General features: G+C 72.5%; 12 protein-coding genes. All 12 read right to left on the bottom strand.

Annotated features, from left to right (window positions below; translation table 11 throughout):
- Window positions 1–47: 47 nt before the first annotated feature.
- The gene (locus ACWDRW_RS10580; RefSeq protein ID WP_451721960.1) at window positions 48–935 is read right to left on the bottom strand and encodes an ABC transporter permease; all 888 of its coding nucleotides are present in this window, start codon (window positions 933–935) and stop codon (window positions 48–50) included.
- The gene (locus ACWDRW_RS10575; RefSeq protein ID WP_451722138.1) at window positions 925–1893 is read right to left on the bottom strand and encodes an ABC transporter permease; all 969 of its coding nucleotides are present in this window, start codon (window positions 1891–1893) and stop codon (window positions 925–927) included. Before ACWDRW_RS10575 ends, ACWDRW_RS10580 begins: the two co-directional genes overlap by 11 nt.
- A 26-nt stretch (window positions 1894–1919) precedes the next feature.
- Window positions 1920–3506 carry an ABC transporter substrate-binding protein gene (locus ACWDRW_RS10570; protein WP_451721959.1) on the bottom strand — a complete coding sequence of 529 codons (1587 nt, stop codon included), beginning with the start codon at window positions 3504–3506 and terminating at the stop codon, window positions 1920–1922.
- Between the two features lie 193 nt (window positions 3507–3699).
- On the bottom strand, window positions 3700–4977 hold the full coding sequence (locus ACWDRW_RS10565) for an MDR family MFS transporter (RefSeq protein ID WP_451721958.1): 1278 nt from the start codon (window positions 4975–4977) through the stop codon (window positions 3700–3702).
- Window positions 4974–6740 (bottom strand): ABC transporter permease subunit, encoded by a 1767-nt coding sequence (locus ACWDRW_RS10560; RefSeq protein WP_451721957.1) that lies wholly within the window; start codon window positions 6738–6740, stop codon window positions 4974–4976. Before ACWDRW_RS10560 ends, ACWDRW_RS10565 begins: the two co-directional genes overlap by 4 nt.
- 92 nt (window positions 6741–6832) lie before the next feature.
- Window positions 6833–8341, bottom strand: a complete 1509-nt coding sequence (locus ACWDRW_RS10555; RefSeq protein ID WP_451721956.1) for an ABC transporter substrate-binding protein — start codon at window positions 8339–8341, stop codon at window positions 6833–6835.
- 225 nt (window positions 8342–8566) lie between these two features.
- The gene (locus ACWDRW_RS10550) at window positions 8567–9790 is read right to left on the bottom strand and encodes an MFS transporter (RefSeq protein ID WP_451721954.1); all 1224 of its coding nucleotides are present in this window, start codon (window positions 9788–9790) and stop codon (window positions 8567–8569) included.
- A 26-nt stretch (window positions 9791–9816) separates the two neighbouring features.
- Window positions 9817–10638, bottom strand: a complete 822-nt coding sequence (locus tag ACWDRW_RS10545) for a Rossmann-like domain-containing protein (RefSeq protein WP_451721952.1) — start codon at window positions 10636–10638, stop codon at window positions 9817–9819.
- A 93-nt stretch (window positions 10639–10731) separates the two neighbouring features.
- A complete protein-coding gene (locus ACWDRW_RS10540) occupies window positions 10732–11772 on the bottom strand; it encodes a pyridoxal-phosphate dependent enzyme (protein WP_451721951.1) in 1041 nt (346 codons plus the stop codon).
- A 36-nt stretch (window positions 11773–11808) separates the two neighbouring features.
- Window positions 11809–12579: a methyltransferase gene (locus ACWDRW_RS10535; RefSeq protein ID WP_451721950.1), complete on the bottom strand. Its 771-nt coding sequence runs from the start codon at window positions 12577–12579 to the stop codon at window positions 11809–11811.
- Between the two features lie 30 nt (window positions 12580–12609).
- A complete protein-coding gene (locus ACWDRW_RS10530; protein ID WP_451721948.1) occupies window positions 12610–14175 on the bottom strand; it encodes an ABC transporter ATP-binding protein in 1566 nt (521 codons plus the stop codon).
- Window positions 14176–14368: 193 nt separating this feature from the next.
- Window positions 14369–14524: a hypothetical protein gene (locus tag ACWDRW_RS10525; protein ID WP_451721946.1), complete on the bottom strand. Its 156-nt coding sequence runs from the start codon at window positions 14522–14524 to the stop codon at window positions 14369–14371.
- Window positions 14525–14538 lie beyond the last annotated feature (14 nt).

Here is a 14538-nt window from a genome sequence, read left to right as displayed (position 1 = left end):
TACCGACAGGCCACGTACCGACAGCACGGGCTCTCGTTCCGCGCGAGTCACAGCATCAGCTCCGATCGGCGCCGGGGGTTGATCCGTTCCCGCCAGGCACCGGCGAGACCGGCGATGGCGAGCGTGGGGACGATGATGAGGAGGCCGGGGAAGAGGGTCGGCCACCACTGCCCGGCGAGCAGCGAACCCCGGGCGCTCTGGATGAGGTTGCCGAGACTCGCCATGTGGGTGGGCAGGCCGAGCCCGAGGAACGACAGGGCGGACTCGTGCCACATGGCGTGCGGCACCATCAGCACGGAGGCGAGGGCCGCCTGCGGCAGCACGGCGGGCAGCAGATGCCGTACCGCGACCCGCCACCGGGACGCGCCTCCCGAGACGGCGGCGTCGATGTACGGCCGCGCCCGCAGGGACAGCACCTCGGCGCGCACGATGCGGGCCGTGGACAGCCAGTGGGTGAGCGCGACGGAGACGATCACCGGCCAGACACCGGGCCGGAACATGGCGACGATGAAGATGCCCAGCAGCAGGTGGGGCACGGACGAGAACGTGTCGACCAACCGCATCAGCGCACGGTCGGCCCACCCGCCCAGCGCCCCGGCGGCGGCGCCGACCGCGGTGCCGATCACGGTCGCCGTGAGGGCCGCGGCAACGCCCACGAGCAGGGAGACCCGAAGGCCGTAGACGCAGCGCAGCAGCAGGTCCCGGCCGACGTCGTCGGTGCCGAACGGGTGCGCCCAGGAGGGCGGTTGCAGCTTGGCGGCGAGGTCGACGGCCTGCTGGTCGAGCTGGACCAGCGGCGGCACGACGAGGACGACCAGCACGGTCACGGCGACCAGTACGGCGGACGAGCGCACCCGGATGCTCCGGGTGGAGCGGCGCCGTGTCCCGTAGGAGCGCCAGACGGTCGGCTTGTCCGCAGGAGAGTCACATGTCACGGAACTTCACCCTCGGGTCGAACAGTCCGTACAGCAGGTCGGCGAGGAGGTTGCCGACGAGGACGGCGGCGGTGGCCAGCGTGGTCAGCGCGGCGAGCAGGGGGAAGTCGACGGCGGTGGCCGCCTCGACGGTCGCCGCCGCGATGCCCGGCCAGCTGAAGACGCTCTCCACCAGCAGGGCACCGGTGATGAGTTCGGGCACGCGCGAGCCGATCAGGGTGAGGACGGGGAGCAGTCCGGAGCGCAGGGCATGGCCGAGCAGGACGGTGCGCTCGCTCAGTCCCCGGGCGCGGGCGCCTCGCACCGGGTCCTCGGCCAGGGCGTCGGTGACCCCTTGGCGGACGTACAGGGCGAACCAGGGGAGTTGGGAGAGGGCGAGCACCCCGGCGGGCAGGACCAGGTGGCTCGTCACCTGCCCCGGCGTGACCTGCTCGCTGGCGGTGTCCGTGAGACCGCCTGCCGGGAGGACGTCCAGTTGGAGGGCGAACAGCCAGATGGCCAGGAGCGCGATCCAGAAGACCGGGGCCGCCTCCAGGGTGTAGGCGAGCGAGCTGACGATCCGGTCGAGCAGGGAACCCGGGCGGCGGGCGGCCAGCACCCCGAGCAGGGTGCCGGCCAGCACGGCGAGGGCGAACGCGACCGTGCACAACAGGGTCGACCACACGAGGCGTTCGCCGATCACCTGCGCCACCGGCTGCCGCATCACGCTGGACTGGCCGAGGTCGCCGGTGAGGGCGGACGTCAGCCAGTCCCACCAGCGGGCGGTGAAGGGCTGGTCAACGCCGAGGTTGTCCCGCAGCCGGTCCAGGGTGTCCTGGTCGGCGCCGAGCGCGGCCGTGCCCGCGTAGGCCTTGACCGGGTCGAAGGGCGAGGCCGCGGCGATGGCGAACACGCCGAAGGTGACGACGAGGAGGATGGGCAGGGCGAACACGGCCCGCCGTCCCGCCAGGCGGGCCATCGCCCCCCAGGGCAGGGAGGAGAGGGTCACTTCGTCGGCTGCCAGTCCTCGATGTTCCACCAGGGTCCGCTGGCGAAGCCGTGCTCGTGCGGTTCGAGCTGCGTCGTCAGCCCGTCCCAGCGGTCGGCGAGCACGTACTGGTGGTTGATGTGGGTGAGGAAGGTGTAGCCCGGATCCTCCGTCAGGGCGCGCTGGAGTGCCTCGTAGGCCGCCTCACGCTGGGCCGGTTCCTCGCTGCGGCGGCCGGTGTCGAGGGCCTTGTCCACGGCCGGGTTGTCGTAGCGGGCCATGTTGTTGAAGCCGTCTCCGGCCAGCGAGGAGTGCAGCAGGGTGTAGAGCCCGAAGTCGGGGTCGCCGGTGCTGCCGAAGCCGGCGAGGACCGCGTCGTCCTTCATCCGCGGCTCGATGACCTCCCAGGTGGCGCCCTCCACCTTCACCTCGATTCCGGCCTTCTTGGCGTCGGAGGCGTAGGCGAGGGCATGGTCCTGGCGGACCTTGTCGCCGGAGGGGTACAGCAGCGTGAACGAGGCCCGTCGGCCGTCCTTGGCACGGATGCCGCCCTCACCGGCCTTCCAGCCCGCCCGGTCGAGGATGCGCTCGGCCTTGCCCAGGTCCCGGCCGCGCTCGATGCCCTTGGCGAACCAGGGGTCGTCGACGGGCAGCGGGCCGTACGCGGGACGTCCGGCGCCGTCGAGGATCTTGTCGACCATGGCCTCGCGGTCCACTGCCAGGTCCAGCGCCTGCCGGACGGCCCGGTCGCCGGTCACCTCGCCCGCGGCGGGCAGCGTCACGGCGCGGAAGTCGTAGGACTTCGCGTCGTACGTCGTCATGCCGTCGTCGTTCTTGAAGGTGGCGGCGAGGTTGGGCGGGAGGACCGCGCCGTCGAGGTCGCCGGAGCGCAGCCGGGTGGCGCGCACGTTGTCGTCGGCGATGACCGCCATGGTGAGGGTCTTCACCTCGGGCTCGCCGCCCCAGTAGGTGGGGTTCGCCTTGAAGGTGAGCTTCTCGCCCTTGCGCCAGTCGGTCAGGACGTACGGTCCGGTGCCGACCGGCTTGGTGTTGAACGAGCCGGTGTTGGGGTCCTGTTCCCCGGCGATGTGCTCGGGGACGATGGGCAGCACCGTGCGCCCGGCGAAGGGTGCGTAGGGGTACTTCAGCGTGAAGACGACCTTGTCGTCACCGCTCGCGCGGACGTCCTTGATCGCGTCCAGCTCGCTGCGGGCGGTGTTGTTGGTCTTCTCGTCCAGGACGGTCTCGTACGTGAACACCACGTCGTCGGACGTCAGCGGCTCGCCGTCGCTGAACTCGACCCCGTCGCGCAGGGTGTAGGTGTAGGTGAGGCCGTCGTCGGCGACCTGGGGGAGCGCCTCGGCGAGGGCGGGTCGAAGCTTCAGATCGGCGTCGCGGGCGAGCAGCCCGTCGAAGATCTTGGAGTTCCCGTCCTTGCCGTAGCCGAGGAGCGGGCTGAGGGTGTCGGGCTCGGAGGCCACCGCGATCACCACGGAGTCCGCGACGCCGCCGTCGCCGGAGCCGGGCGCGGAGCAGGCGGCGACCCCGGCCGCCGTCACCATCGCCGCCGTAACGGCGGTACCTCGTATTCGACGGGTCGTCATGGACTCCACACCTCGGTTGTTCTGCATGCAGGTCGTTATTGCGCATAGTATGCAGTAAGGCTGGGGAGTGATCGACTCACGGGGGGAGCGCGCGACCCGAACCAGCGGGCTTTGTCGGGCGTCAGGGAGCTGGAAGAACGGGCGGCCTCCAGGTTGATGACCCTCGTGGCGCCGAACAGGAGCAGCCGCTGGATCAGCGAGCAGCCGGTTCCGGCCCGCGCGGCAGCAGGGTCGTCGCCAGCGCCGGCACGGCGGCGAGGACCAGCCACGGTACGGCGGGCGGCAGGCCCAGGTCGAGCAGGGAGCCCGTGGCGGAGCTGCCGATGAGGACGATCAGGCCGGAGACGGAGGACAGCGCGCCGGTGTAGAGGCCGAGGCGGCCCTTCTCGGCGAGGTCGGGCACCCAAGCGCGGGCGGCGGGCACGACCAGCATCTGGCCGATCGTGAGGAGGACGACGTATCCGGCGGCGGGCAGCAGCCCGGCGAGACCCGTCCAGTTCGCCGGGCGTGCCGCCGCCACGATCCCGAATCCGGCCGCGATCAGCAGCAGCCCGCCCGCCATGGAACGGCGTAGCTCGAGGCGGTCGCCCGCCCAGCGCGTGACCGGCAGTTGGGCGCACACGACCAGCAGGGAGGACAGGGCGAACAGCCACGACAGCGACGCCTGCGAGCCGGTCGCGCGTTCCACCTCGTCGGGCAGGGCGAGGTAGAGCTGGTTGTAGGCGAGGAGGTAACTGCCATAGGCGCAACACAGAGCGAGGAAGCGGCGGTTGCGCAGCAGCATCCGCATGCCACCCCGGTCCCGGACCCGCTCCCGGCCGGGGATGTGTTGCGGCATCAGCCACGCGTGCCCCGCGAGGACGAGCGCGAAGACCCCGGCGCCGGCGAGACAGGCCGCCCGGAAGTCGACGGCGAGCAACAGGGCGCCGAGCAAGGGGCCGACGAAGGCGCCGGCCTGGCCCGCCGCGGACAGCAGGGCCAGAACGTGGGTCCGGGAACCGTGGCCGTCCTCTTCCCGGAGCACCGCCTGGCGGGCCACCTCCGACTCCACGGCGGGCGAGAACAACGCGGCGGCGAAGCCGATCAGCAGCACCGAGCCGATCACGGCCCAGGTCGCCGCCGCGAAGCCCAGCCAGGCGAAACCGGCGATCCTCAGCACGCAGCCCACCAGGACGACCGGCCGCACGCCGTACCGGTCGACGAGCCATCCTCCGACCACGAACAGACCCTGCTGGCTGAAGGTCCGCAGGCCGAGGACGAAGCCGACCAGCCAGCCCGCCATGCCGATCGCCGTGCCCAGATGCTCGGCGAGGAAGGGCAGCACGGCGAAGAAGCCGACGTTGAAGGCGAGTTGGGTGAGGATCAGCAGCTTCAGGAGTGGCGAGAGGTGTCTCCAGGTGCGCTTACGAGGGGGCTTGGAGGTGGTCGCGATGCGCTGGGGCAGCAGGCGACGGGAGAAGAGCTGGGTCATCGTCCGGAGGTGTGAGTGAGAGAGGGGGAGGCCAAGGGGGCGGTGTCGGGTTGTGATTCCGTGGAATCGGGCGGTACGGGTGGCGGGGCGGGCCGCCGCCTCGGCAGAGGTCGCCGTACTCCGCCCGCCGCCGTGACGGCCAGCGCACCGAGCAGGGCGAGGAGGGCGGCGGGGGCCAGGACGGCCCAGGGGGCGCGCTCGACGTAGGGCTGGTTCTCGGCGAGCAGCAGACCCCATTCGGGGGAGGGCGGCTGTGAGCCGAGACCGAGGAAGCCGAGTGCGGCCAGGCTCAGCGCGACACCAGGCAGTCGGAGCAGGGCATGCCGGACGACGGGCGGCAGGACGGCGGGCAGCAGTTCGCTCCGGAGCAGGTACCAGGGCCCGGCGCCGAGCGCGCGGGTCGCGGTGAGATGCAGGGTGGCACGCTCCTGCCGTAGCAGGGACGACGTGTGGGTGGCCAGCGGGGCCCAGGCCACGACCGCGACCGAGAGCGCCGGTGTCCACGGGCCGCCGCCCGTGATGCCGGTGATGAGGAGGGCGGCCAGGACGGGTGGTACCGCGTTGACGGTGTCGACCAGCGGCCCGGACAGCCGTGGCAGCAGGCCCAGCAGCACACCGGCGGCCAGGGCCGCGGCGCTCAGCGCGAGGGCGGTGCCGAGGGTGCCGAGCGCGCCGTGCGCGATACGGGCCAGCACGTCCCGGCCGAGCGCGTCGGTGCCGAACGGGTGCGCCCAGGACGGAGCTTGGAGGCGTGCGGCGGTGTCCAGGGCGAGCGGATCGCGGGGCAGGCCGAGCGCGATCACGGTGGTCAGCAGCAGCCCGTACCCGACCGGTGCCAGGCGTGGTGCCGGAGGTGTGGGCCGGTGCAGCGAGTGCAGGGCGCCGTCGCGCAACGCGGGCCCGATCAGCCGGCCAGCCCCGAGCCGGGCCAGCAGGGCGGCCGCGGCCGCCAGGACGACCAGGGCGAGCGTGCCGGTCTGGAGGACGGGCAGATCCTGGGCGAGTGCGGCACGCAGGGTGAGCCGCCCGAGCCCCGGGATGTCGAAGATCTGCTCGACGGCGACCGAGCCACCGGTCAGACCGACCACGAACAGTCCCGTATTGGGCAGCAGTCCGGGTACACAGCGGCGCAGTGCCCGCCGGGCCACGGGCCTCGGCGGGATGCCCCGCGCCGCGGCGGCCAGCGCCCACGGCTCGGCGAACGCGGCGGGCAGCAGGTCGTCCAGCATGCGCCCGAGGACCGCACCCGCGGGCAGACCGAGAGCGAGCGAGGGCAGGATCATCCACTGCGGTCCGTACCAGCCCAGCGCGGGCAGCCAGCCCAGTTGTACGCCGACGACCGACGCCAGCACGGAGGCGACCAGGAACTCGGGCAGCGCGGCCAGCACGGCCGATCCGGTACCGCCGGGCCCCCGTCCGGGCCGCCGTCGGGAGCCGAGCCACAGGGTGCGCGCGCACACGGCTCCGGCCGTGACCACGGCCACCGCGACGGCGCCCGCCATCAGCAGCACGGACGCCCCGAGGGCCCGGCCGACGGCGGGCAGTACGTCGGTGTCCGACACCCAGGACCGGCCCGCGTCCCCGCGCAGCAGCCCGCCGAGCCAGCGTCCGAGCAGGACCAACGGCCCCTCATGCAAGCCGAGTTGCTCACGGATGGCGCGCAGTGTCTCGGGGTTCGGCTCGCGTTCGGCCGAACGGGCCTTGAGCACGGTCAACGCCGGGTCGGTGCGCGACAGCCACGGCAGCAGGCCGATCGCACACACCAGGGCGGCGGTGAGGCCGGCTCGCCACAGCAGCGTGAGGCCGCCGCCCCGCGCGAACGTGTGCAGGACGGCGGCACTCCGGGCCCGGGGGTTCAGCTCCGGGTCCCGATGCTGACGAACTGACGCTCGTACGGGTCGAGTACGGCGCCCTCGACGGAGGTCCCGATGCCTGTGACGACTTTCAGGTGGACGAGGGGGATCTGCGCGTCCGTGCCGAGGATGGCGGCCTCCGCCTTCATGGCGGCGTCCTGCCGCTGGGCGGGGTCGGATTCGGCCTGGGCCGCGGTGATCAGCTTGTCGACGTCCTTGTCGCACAGGAACGACAGGTTGTTGGTGCCGTCGCAGGTGTAGTCGCTGGCCAGCACGGTGACCGGGTCGCCGGTGTCGAGCATCATGTTGCGGGAGTAGACGGCGGCGTCGAACTTTCCGGCGAGCAGGTCGCTTTCGAGCCGGGCGTAGCTGCGTACCTCCAGCTCCACCGTGAAACCGGCCTTCCGGAGCTGCTGTTGGAGCACCTGGGTCGTCTCGGGCAGTTCGGGCCGGTCGTTGTAGGTGGCGACGGTGATGCGCCTGCCCTGGGGGTCGGCCGCCCTCGCCCGGCCGGTCGGCTCGTCCCGCTTGCCGGACGCCCAGGTCAGGGCGGGGCCGTACAGGCCCTCTGCGGGCTCGGCGTACCCCTCGTACACGCCCTTGGCGAGTGCGGAGGTGTCGATCGCCTCGCGCGCGGCGGCTCGCAGTCCGGCGTCCTTGAAGACACCGGCCCGGGTGTTGAGGTAAAGGCTGGTGTTCCGAGCGGTGTTGACCTCGTGGACGGTGTCCTGGTCCAGGGAGGCCACCTGCGCGACGGGCATCGCCTCGGCGATGTCCACGTCACCGGTGCGCAAGGCGTTGGCGCGGGCGGTGCCGTCGGAGACGAACCTGGCGTCGACACCGGAGGCCTGGGCGCGCCCGCCCCAGTAGTCCTCGAACCGCTCCAGGGTGGCGGCGGTGTCGCCGGTGGTCCTGGTGAGTTCGAAGGGGCCCGCGGCGGTGCCGACCGGATTCGCCCTGCCGTCCTTGCCGTACGCCTTCGGGGAGAAGACCGCGAGGCTCGGGTTGGTCAGCCGCAGCGGCAGTACCGGGTCGGCGTCAGCGGTGCTGACCCTGACCAGACCGTCGCCCACGGCCTCGGCGGTGAGTCGCACCCCGGATATCGCGGCCGGGGCGGGGTCGGCCGCGGCGGCATGGGTGAGCGCGGAGGCGACGGCCGTCGCGGTGACGTCGGTGCCGTCCTGGAACTTGGCGTCCCGCAGGGTGAACACCCAGCTCTCGCCGCCCTGTTCACTGCGCCATGACTCGGCGAGCGCGGGTACGGCCGTACCGTTGGCATCCAGGCGGGTCAGCCCTTCGGTGACGCCGAGCCGGGAGAGGACGAAGGCGTCCTGGCTGCCGTAGGGCGAGTAGTTCTCCGTCGGCTGGAAGGCGAGGGCCACCCGCAGCCGGCCGCCTTCGCCGGTGCCGGAGGTGTCCGAGGACGAGTCGTCGCCGGAGGAGGCGAAACATCCGGTGAGCAGCGGGCCGAGCAGCAGACCTGCTGCGAGCCGGAGGTGGGGAGATCTCATGGTCCTCGTTCTGTCTTTCCTGCGGCCCGGTCTCCTGGGCCGACGTCGATCGACATCATATGAACATGGTTTTCGTGTGCACAAGGCGGGTCCCGAAGGGCTCGGGTGCCCGCGGTGCGGCGAGGCTTGGGCGACGGGTGTAGGTAGGTGCAAACGAAAGGCTGTGCCCTGCGCCGGGCCGCTGAACGACTTGGACGGCCCGGCGGTGGCCGGGCCGTCGCCGTGTCACGCCGAGGCCGGTCCACCGGATGAGCCGACGGACCTGGCCGCGAGCCTTGCGAGCACCAGTGCCATGAGCGTCAGTGCGCCCAGCGCTGCCGCCGTACCCGGATAGCCCGCGAGGGAGAGGCCGACGCCGCCGACACCGGCGCCGAGGAACACGCCGAAGCTCATGCCCGCGGCGTTGACGCTCAGCGCCGTGCCGCGCAGGGAACCGCAGCGCCGTACCAGCAGCGTGGTGACGCAGGCCGCGACCGTGGCGTGCCCGGCGCCCACGAGCGCCGTCAGCGGGAGGGCGAGCAGGAGCGAGTCGGTGAGGAAGACACCGACCAGGGCCGCCAGCGCGACCAGCAGCGCCAGCGTCATCAGGCGCTCGCCGCCCACTCTTGGCCGCTCGGTGCTGAGCAGGCGGCCCGCGAACAGGTTCCCGAGGAAGAACGACGCGCCGCTGAGCGTCCACACGATCGCGAACGTCTCGGGGCCGAGACCGAAGCGCTCGTCGTAGAAGGCGGCGAGATAGGCCAGGTACCCCATGAACGCCGCCGTCCGCAGCATCGCCACCAGCAGCAGCGGGACCACTCCGGGAAGGGCTCCCAGGAGGCGGAACGACTCCAGGTAGCCCGGGTTGTGAGTCACCTCCCGCGAAGCCGTGCCGGTGCGACGGCCGCGGAGCAGGAAGTACACGGCCAGTACGGATGAGACCGCGGCGGTGGCCCACAGGTCGCCCTGCCACCCCCACAACAGGGCCGGCACCGCCACCAGTGGAGCCGCGAGCAGCGCGGTCAGCGACTGGGTGGCGGTGATCAGCGTCGCCGCGCGGCCGGCGGCGCCGTCATGGTCGAAGCGGTCGGCGGCGGCCGCGGTGAGCGCCGGGTTCAGGACGGCCGTACCGGCGCCGACGAGCAGGCAGAAGGCGGCCAGCAGCAGGAAGTCACCGCTCGCGCCCAGCGCCGCGGAGACGGCCAGCACACCGAGCGCGCCCGCGGCCGCCCAGTCCTTGCGCACCCGGTCGATCAGCGGGGCCAGCGCGCTGCCCACGGCCAGGGCGGACAGGCCGCCGAGGCCGCGCAGCTGCCCGAGCGCCGCGACGCCGCCGTCCGCTGCCTCGGCGATGGGGACGAGGAAGGTGCTGTAGATGGTGAAGGGCACCAGACCGACGGCCGAGGCGAGCATGAACGGCCACAGCACGCGGGTCATCTGCAGGTCGTTCGGAACCGCCGTGTCGCTCACGGCCGCCTGCTTCGTGGCCTGGCCGCTCACGCCTGCGCCGCCCGGTACCGGTACAGCGCGGTCGCGTCGGCGCTGAACTGCGAGAAGGGGAAAGGCTCCGCGGACAGCGCGGTCACACCGGCGCCGAGGAAGGCCCGTGCGACGGCGCTGCCGGTCTGGGCGTACACCACCAGCGGCAGTTGGTGCTTGCGGCAGTGCTCGAGGATGACGTCGAAGCTGCCGTTGCCGAGGGTCATGCCGGTGGCGACGACGGCATCGGCCGCGGCGAGCACCTCGCCCATGTCGTCGGTGACGGGGTCGCCCCAGTGGGTGCTGCGCAGGTTGAAGTCGCAGGGCAGCGGGACGCCGCCCCGCTCGCGTATCGCCGCGACGAGCGGATTGACGACGCCGATGAGGGCCACCTTCGCCCCGGCCGGGATGTCGAGGAGCCCGGCGACGGCGGCGTCCCTCGCCCGGGCCCGGGTCTCGGGAGTACCGGTGGGCAGCGTGACGGTCTCGGCCTCCGGCGCTCCCCGGTGCGGCCGGACCCGCCCCAGGTAGGCGTCGAGCGCGGCGATACGGACCGGCCCCGACTCGTGCCGGATCAGCGCTTCGAGGGTCTGGCCCGAGGCGTCGGCACAGAAGCCCGGGTCCAGTTCGCCGACCTCGAAGGAGGCGGCGCCGAAGGCGTCGCCGGACCTCAGCAGCAGGTAGTGGTTGCGGTAGGTGACCTCGCTGCCGGCCAGCCGGGTGGTGTGGTGGAGCCAGAAGGCACTGGTGACGGCCAGTTCCTGGGGGCGGGGCCCGAAGGCGCCGTCGACAACGGCCTCCTGGAGTTCGGGGACGGAGTACGGCTGCGTGGGTGGCATGTCGGTTCTTTCTCATGGGGTGAGGGACAGGGGAGGTTCGGGGGATGGACGGTGTCCGGCTCCCCGCGGAGGGTCGTGCCGGCGGCCGGGGCGTTAGGCCCGCCGCTCGGGCACCAGCACAGGGGCGGCTCCGTCCAGCAGCGCCCTGTCCACGGGTGGCCAGTCCATCGCGGACCACGGGTGGCGCAACTCGTCCGGCGCGGTGACCTCGTGAGGCCGCATGGAGCCGAGCCCGGTGGCCTCGGGGTGGCGCGCGTAGGCGCTGTCCACGTAGCGGTGCCCGGTGTCGGCGGCAAGGAAGACATACGTGCGGCCGGTGTCGCGCTCACGCTCCCAGAGCGTGGCCAGATACGCCGCCCCCGCCGAAAGACCCGCGAAGATGCCGCTGGCGCGCAGGAGTTCCACGGCGCCGGACATGGCGTAGTCGAAGTTGACCCAGTGGATCCGGTCGTACAGCTCGTGCCGGACGTTCTGGAACGGGATGGAGCTGCCGATACCCGCGATGATCATGTCGGGGTCCAGGACGTGCTCGGCGCCGAAGGTGACGCTGCCGAACGGCTGCACCCCGACGAGCGTCACGTCCCGGTCCGCTTCGCGCAGATACGTGGCGATGGCGCCGGTGGAGGCCCCGGTGCCGACGCCGCCGACGAGGGCGAGCGGCCCTTCGGGGACCTCCTTGCGGATCAGGTCGGCGACTTCGCGGTAGCCGAGGTAGTGGATGGCGTCGTGGTACTGCCGCATCCAGTGGTAGCCGGGGTTCTCGCGCAACAGGTGGCCGATCCGCTCGACGCGCAGGTTCTGGTCCAGGCGCAGGTTCTTGGACGGTCGGACCTGTTCGAGAGTGGCGCCGAGGATCTCCAGCTGGACGCGCAGGGTGCGGTCCACCGTCGTGGAGCCGACGATGTGGCACTTGAGGCCGTAGCGGTGACAGGCGAGGGCGAGCGCGTGCGCGTAGATGCCGCTGGAGCTGTCGACGAGGGTGTCACCGGGCTTGACCTGACCGGTCTCCAGGAGGTGGCGGACCGCGCCGAGTGCCGAGTACAGCTTCATCGTCTCGAAGCGCAGACAGATCGCCCCCGGCGGGACGGTCACGACGTCGGGTTCCTTGACGGCCTCGGCTATGTGCTCATGCATGGCGTACTCCTCAGGGTGAGGCGGCGGGGTGACGGGTCAGGCGGTGTGGTGACGGGTCAGCTCGAACAGGTACGCCTGGCAGTTGTCGCCCTCCCAGGTCTGCCGGTGCACGACCCGGGGCCGGAAGCCGGCCTCGATCGCGTGGGCCACGATGCGCCTGAGCTCGGCGGTGTTGGACACGATCAGGTACAACGCGCCTTCTGGGGAGAGCAGTTCGCGTTCGACGACCTGGTCGAGGAAGCGCAGGACGATCTCGGCGCCGACGCAGACGTTGCGCACCACCGTCGGGTCGTCGCTGGTCCGGGTCGAGACCGCGGGCGGATTGAAGGTGACGACGTCCAGCCGGGCGGCGTCGGGGAACTCCTCGAACAGGTTGGACACGAGTGGCCTGAACCGGGTGCCGGGCCGGTCCCCGACGAGGCGCGCGTAGTGCTCTGTCGCCGTCGCCACGCTGTCCGGGTGGACGTCGGCCGCGTAGATCTCCCGGGCCCCGAGCGAGCCGGCGATCACGGCCTCGACTCCGAGTCCGACGCCGATCGCCGCGTACGACCTGTCCTGGACGGCGATGGTGCCGTCCAGCAGCCGGTCGTGGACGATGCGGCTGGTGTCGCCGGGCCTGAAAACGCCGGGCGGAAGGGTGAACGTCCAGTCGTGGTACGCGTACGCCCGCTCGGTATGGATGTCGGACGGGGAGCTGTTGAGCGCGAGTATCTCGTCCCTGGGCAACGTCTCGGGCAGCGATTCCAGCAGCGCACGGGCGTCGTCCCGGGGGGTGGTGGCATCGCCGGCTGCGGGCCGGTCGGTCATGTGTCCTCCGTTGTCGGATGGGTCATCGGGTCAACTGCGTGCAGTTGACGGGGCTTTGAGGTGGGCTCCGAGGTCCATGGCGCGGACGAGGCGCCGGGTGAGCGGGGCTCGGGGCTCTCGCAGCACCTGCTCGGGCGCGCCGGTCTCGACGATGCGGCCGTCGTCGAGGACGAGGATGTGGTGTGCCACGGCGGCCAGGAGCTCAAGGTCGTGGCTCACCCACAGCAGGGCCGTGCCGTACTCCGCACGCAGCCGGGCGAGTTCGGCGAGCACCGCTGCCGTGGCCGCCGGATCGAGGGCCGTGGTGATCTCGTCGCAGATCAGGACGTCCGGGCGGGCGATCGTGGCCCGTGCCAGCGCCGCCCGCTGCAACTCGCCGCCGGACAGGCCGCCGGGCCGTCGGTCGACGACCTGGCCGTCGAGCCCGAGTCGGTCGAGCAGCCCGTACGCCTCGGCTCGCGCGGCACCGGGCGCCGTGCCCCGCAGCCGTACGGCGCCGCGGGCGACCTGCTCGACCACCGTGCGCCGCTCGTCGAAGGACGAGCGGACCTCCTGCCAGACGTACTGCACGCGCCGCTTCTGCTCGCGGGTCCGCCGCCGCAGAGCGGGCAGTGCGGTGCCGTCCAGCAGCACCTCGCCGCGCCTGCGTTCGTGCAGTCCGGCGACGCAGCGGGCAAGGGTGGTCTTGCCGCTGCCGGACAGCCCGGCCACGCCGAGGCAGGCCCCGGCGGGCAGGTGAAAATCGATCGCGTGCAGGACGGGTCCGCGGCCGCGACTGTGCAAGTGGGCGGACAGGCTTCGTACTTCGAGCACGGGGGCCCGGCCGGGTGCGTCGGGTGCTCGGGGTGTGTGGCGGGTGGCGGTGGTGACCGCGGGCCGGGTGGGCAGGGCTTCGTCGGGGGTGCCGGAGGCGAGTACGTAGCCCTGGCGCAGGACGACCACCTGGTCGGCGAGTGCCCGGACCAGGTCGTGGTCGTGGCTCAGCAACAGGATCGCGAGGCCCTCGCGGGCCAGCTCCGCGAGTTCCGCCGCCAGCCGCATCCGGGCCACGGTGTCGAGGCCGGTGCTGGGCTCGTCGAGGACGAGTGCGCGGGGTCGGCACACCAGGGTCTGGGCGAGGGCGACGCGTTGACGCTGGCCGCCGGAGAACTGGTGCGGGAAGCGTCGCTCGACGTCCCCTCCGGAGGGGAGCTGGGCGGCCTGGAGTGCCCTGCTGACGAGGGCCGTCGGCGGGGTGCCCGGATGGTGCAGCCGGGCGAGTTCGGAGAGTACCGCTCCGGTGCGGCGGGCCGGGTTCAGGGCGCTGCCCGGGTGCTGGAGCATGTAGGCGATGACCCGGCCGAGCAGTGCGGCCGCGTCACGGGTCACGCCGTCGTCGTCCACGGCGGTCACGGATCCGACCGTCACTCGCCCGCTCAGCCGGACGCCGGGGCCTGCCTCGCCGAGCAGGGCGAGGGCGGCGGTGGTCTTGCCGCTGCCGGACGGTCCGACGAGAGCGGTCACGTGACCCTCGTGCAGCTCGAAGTCGACGGAGTCGAGCAGCGCGGTGTCCCCGGCGCGCGCGGTCAGTCCGCGGACGGTGACGAGGGCGGTCATGGGTGGGGCTCCTGTGTTCGCTCGTGGGTGGGGGCGCGTGCGGTCGTCGCCTTGGTGTGTCCGGCGCAGGGCACCGGTCGGTGGGAGTGGGGTGACCGTGGAAGGCGGTGGGGCCGGCCGTCGGGCGGCCTGATGTGTCCGGTGCTGGGAGAGCGCCCGTCGGTGGGAGGGAGTGGACGTGACAGGCGAGCCGTCATCGGACGGCCCTCTGCGCACGGCGCCGGGACCGGGCCAGCGCGCCGTCCGCCAGCAGGTTCAGCCCCACCGTGAACAGGACGAGCAGTGCCGCGGGTGCCAGCACCGCCCACGGCTGGAGCAGCAGGCCCTCCCGGCCGCGTGAGATGCTCACCGCCCAGTCCGGCG

This window comes from Streptomyces sp. NPDC003635, from assembly GCF_053587635.1.
Note: the sequence above shows the minus strand (reverse complement) of the source record. Positions and strands in the feature narration are given on the sequence as shown.

Bases quoted from the DNA above. Each gene is read 5' to 3' on its own strand.
- ACWDRW_RS10575 (WP_451722138.1), bottom strand. From the start codon at position 1,893: ATGGCCCGCCTGGCGGGACGGCGGGCCGTGTTCGCCCTGCCCATCCTC.
- ACWDRW_RS10570 (WP_451721959.1), bottom strand. From the start codon at position 3,506: ATGACGACCCGTCGAATACGAGGTACCGCCGTTACGGCGGCGATGGTG.
- ACWDRW_RS10565 (WP_451721958.1), bottom strand. From the start codon at position 4,977: ATGACCCAGCTCTTCTCCCGTCGCCTGCTGCCCCAGCGCATCGCGACC.
- ACWDRW_RS10555 (WP_451721956.1), bottom strand. From the start codon at position 8,341: ATGAGATCTCCCCACCTCCGGCTCGCAGCAGGTCTGCTGCTCGGCCCG.
- ACWDRW_RS10545 (WP_451721952.1), bottom strand. From the start codon at position 10,638: ATGCCACCCACGCAGCCGTACTCCGTCCCCGAACTCCAGGAGGCCGTT.
- ACWDRW_RS10540 (WP_451721951.1), bottom strand. From the start codon at position 11,772: ATGCATGAGCACATAGCCGAGGCCGTCAAGGAACCCGACGTCGTGACC.
- ACWDRW_RS10535 (WP_451721950.1), bottom strand. From the start codon at position 12,579: ATGACCGACCGGCCCGCAGCCGGCGATGCCACCACCCCCCGGGACGAC.
- ACWDRW_RS10530 (WP_451721948.1), bottom strand. From the start codon at position 14,175: ATGACCGCCCTCGTCACCGTCCGCGGACTGACCGCGCGCGCCGGGGAC.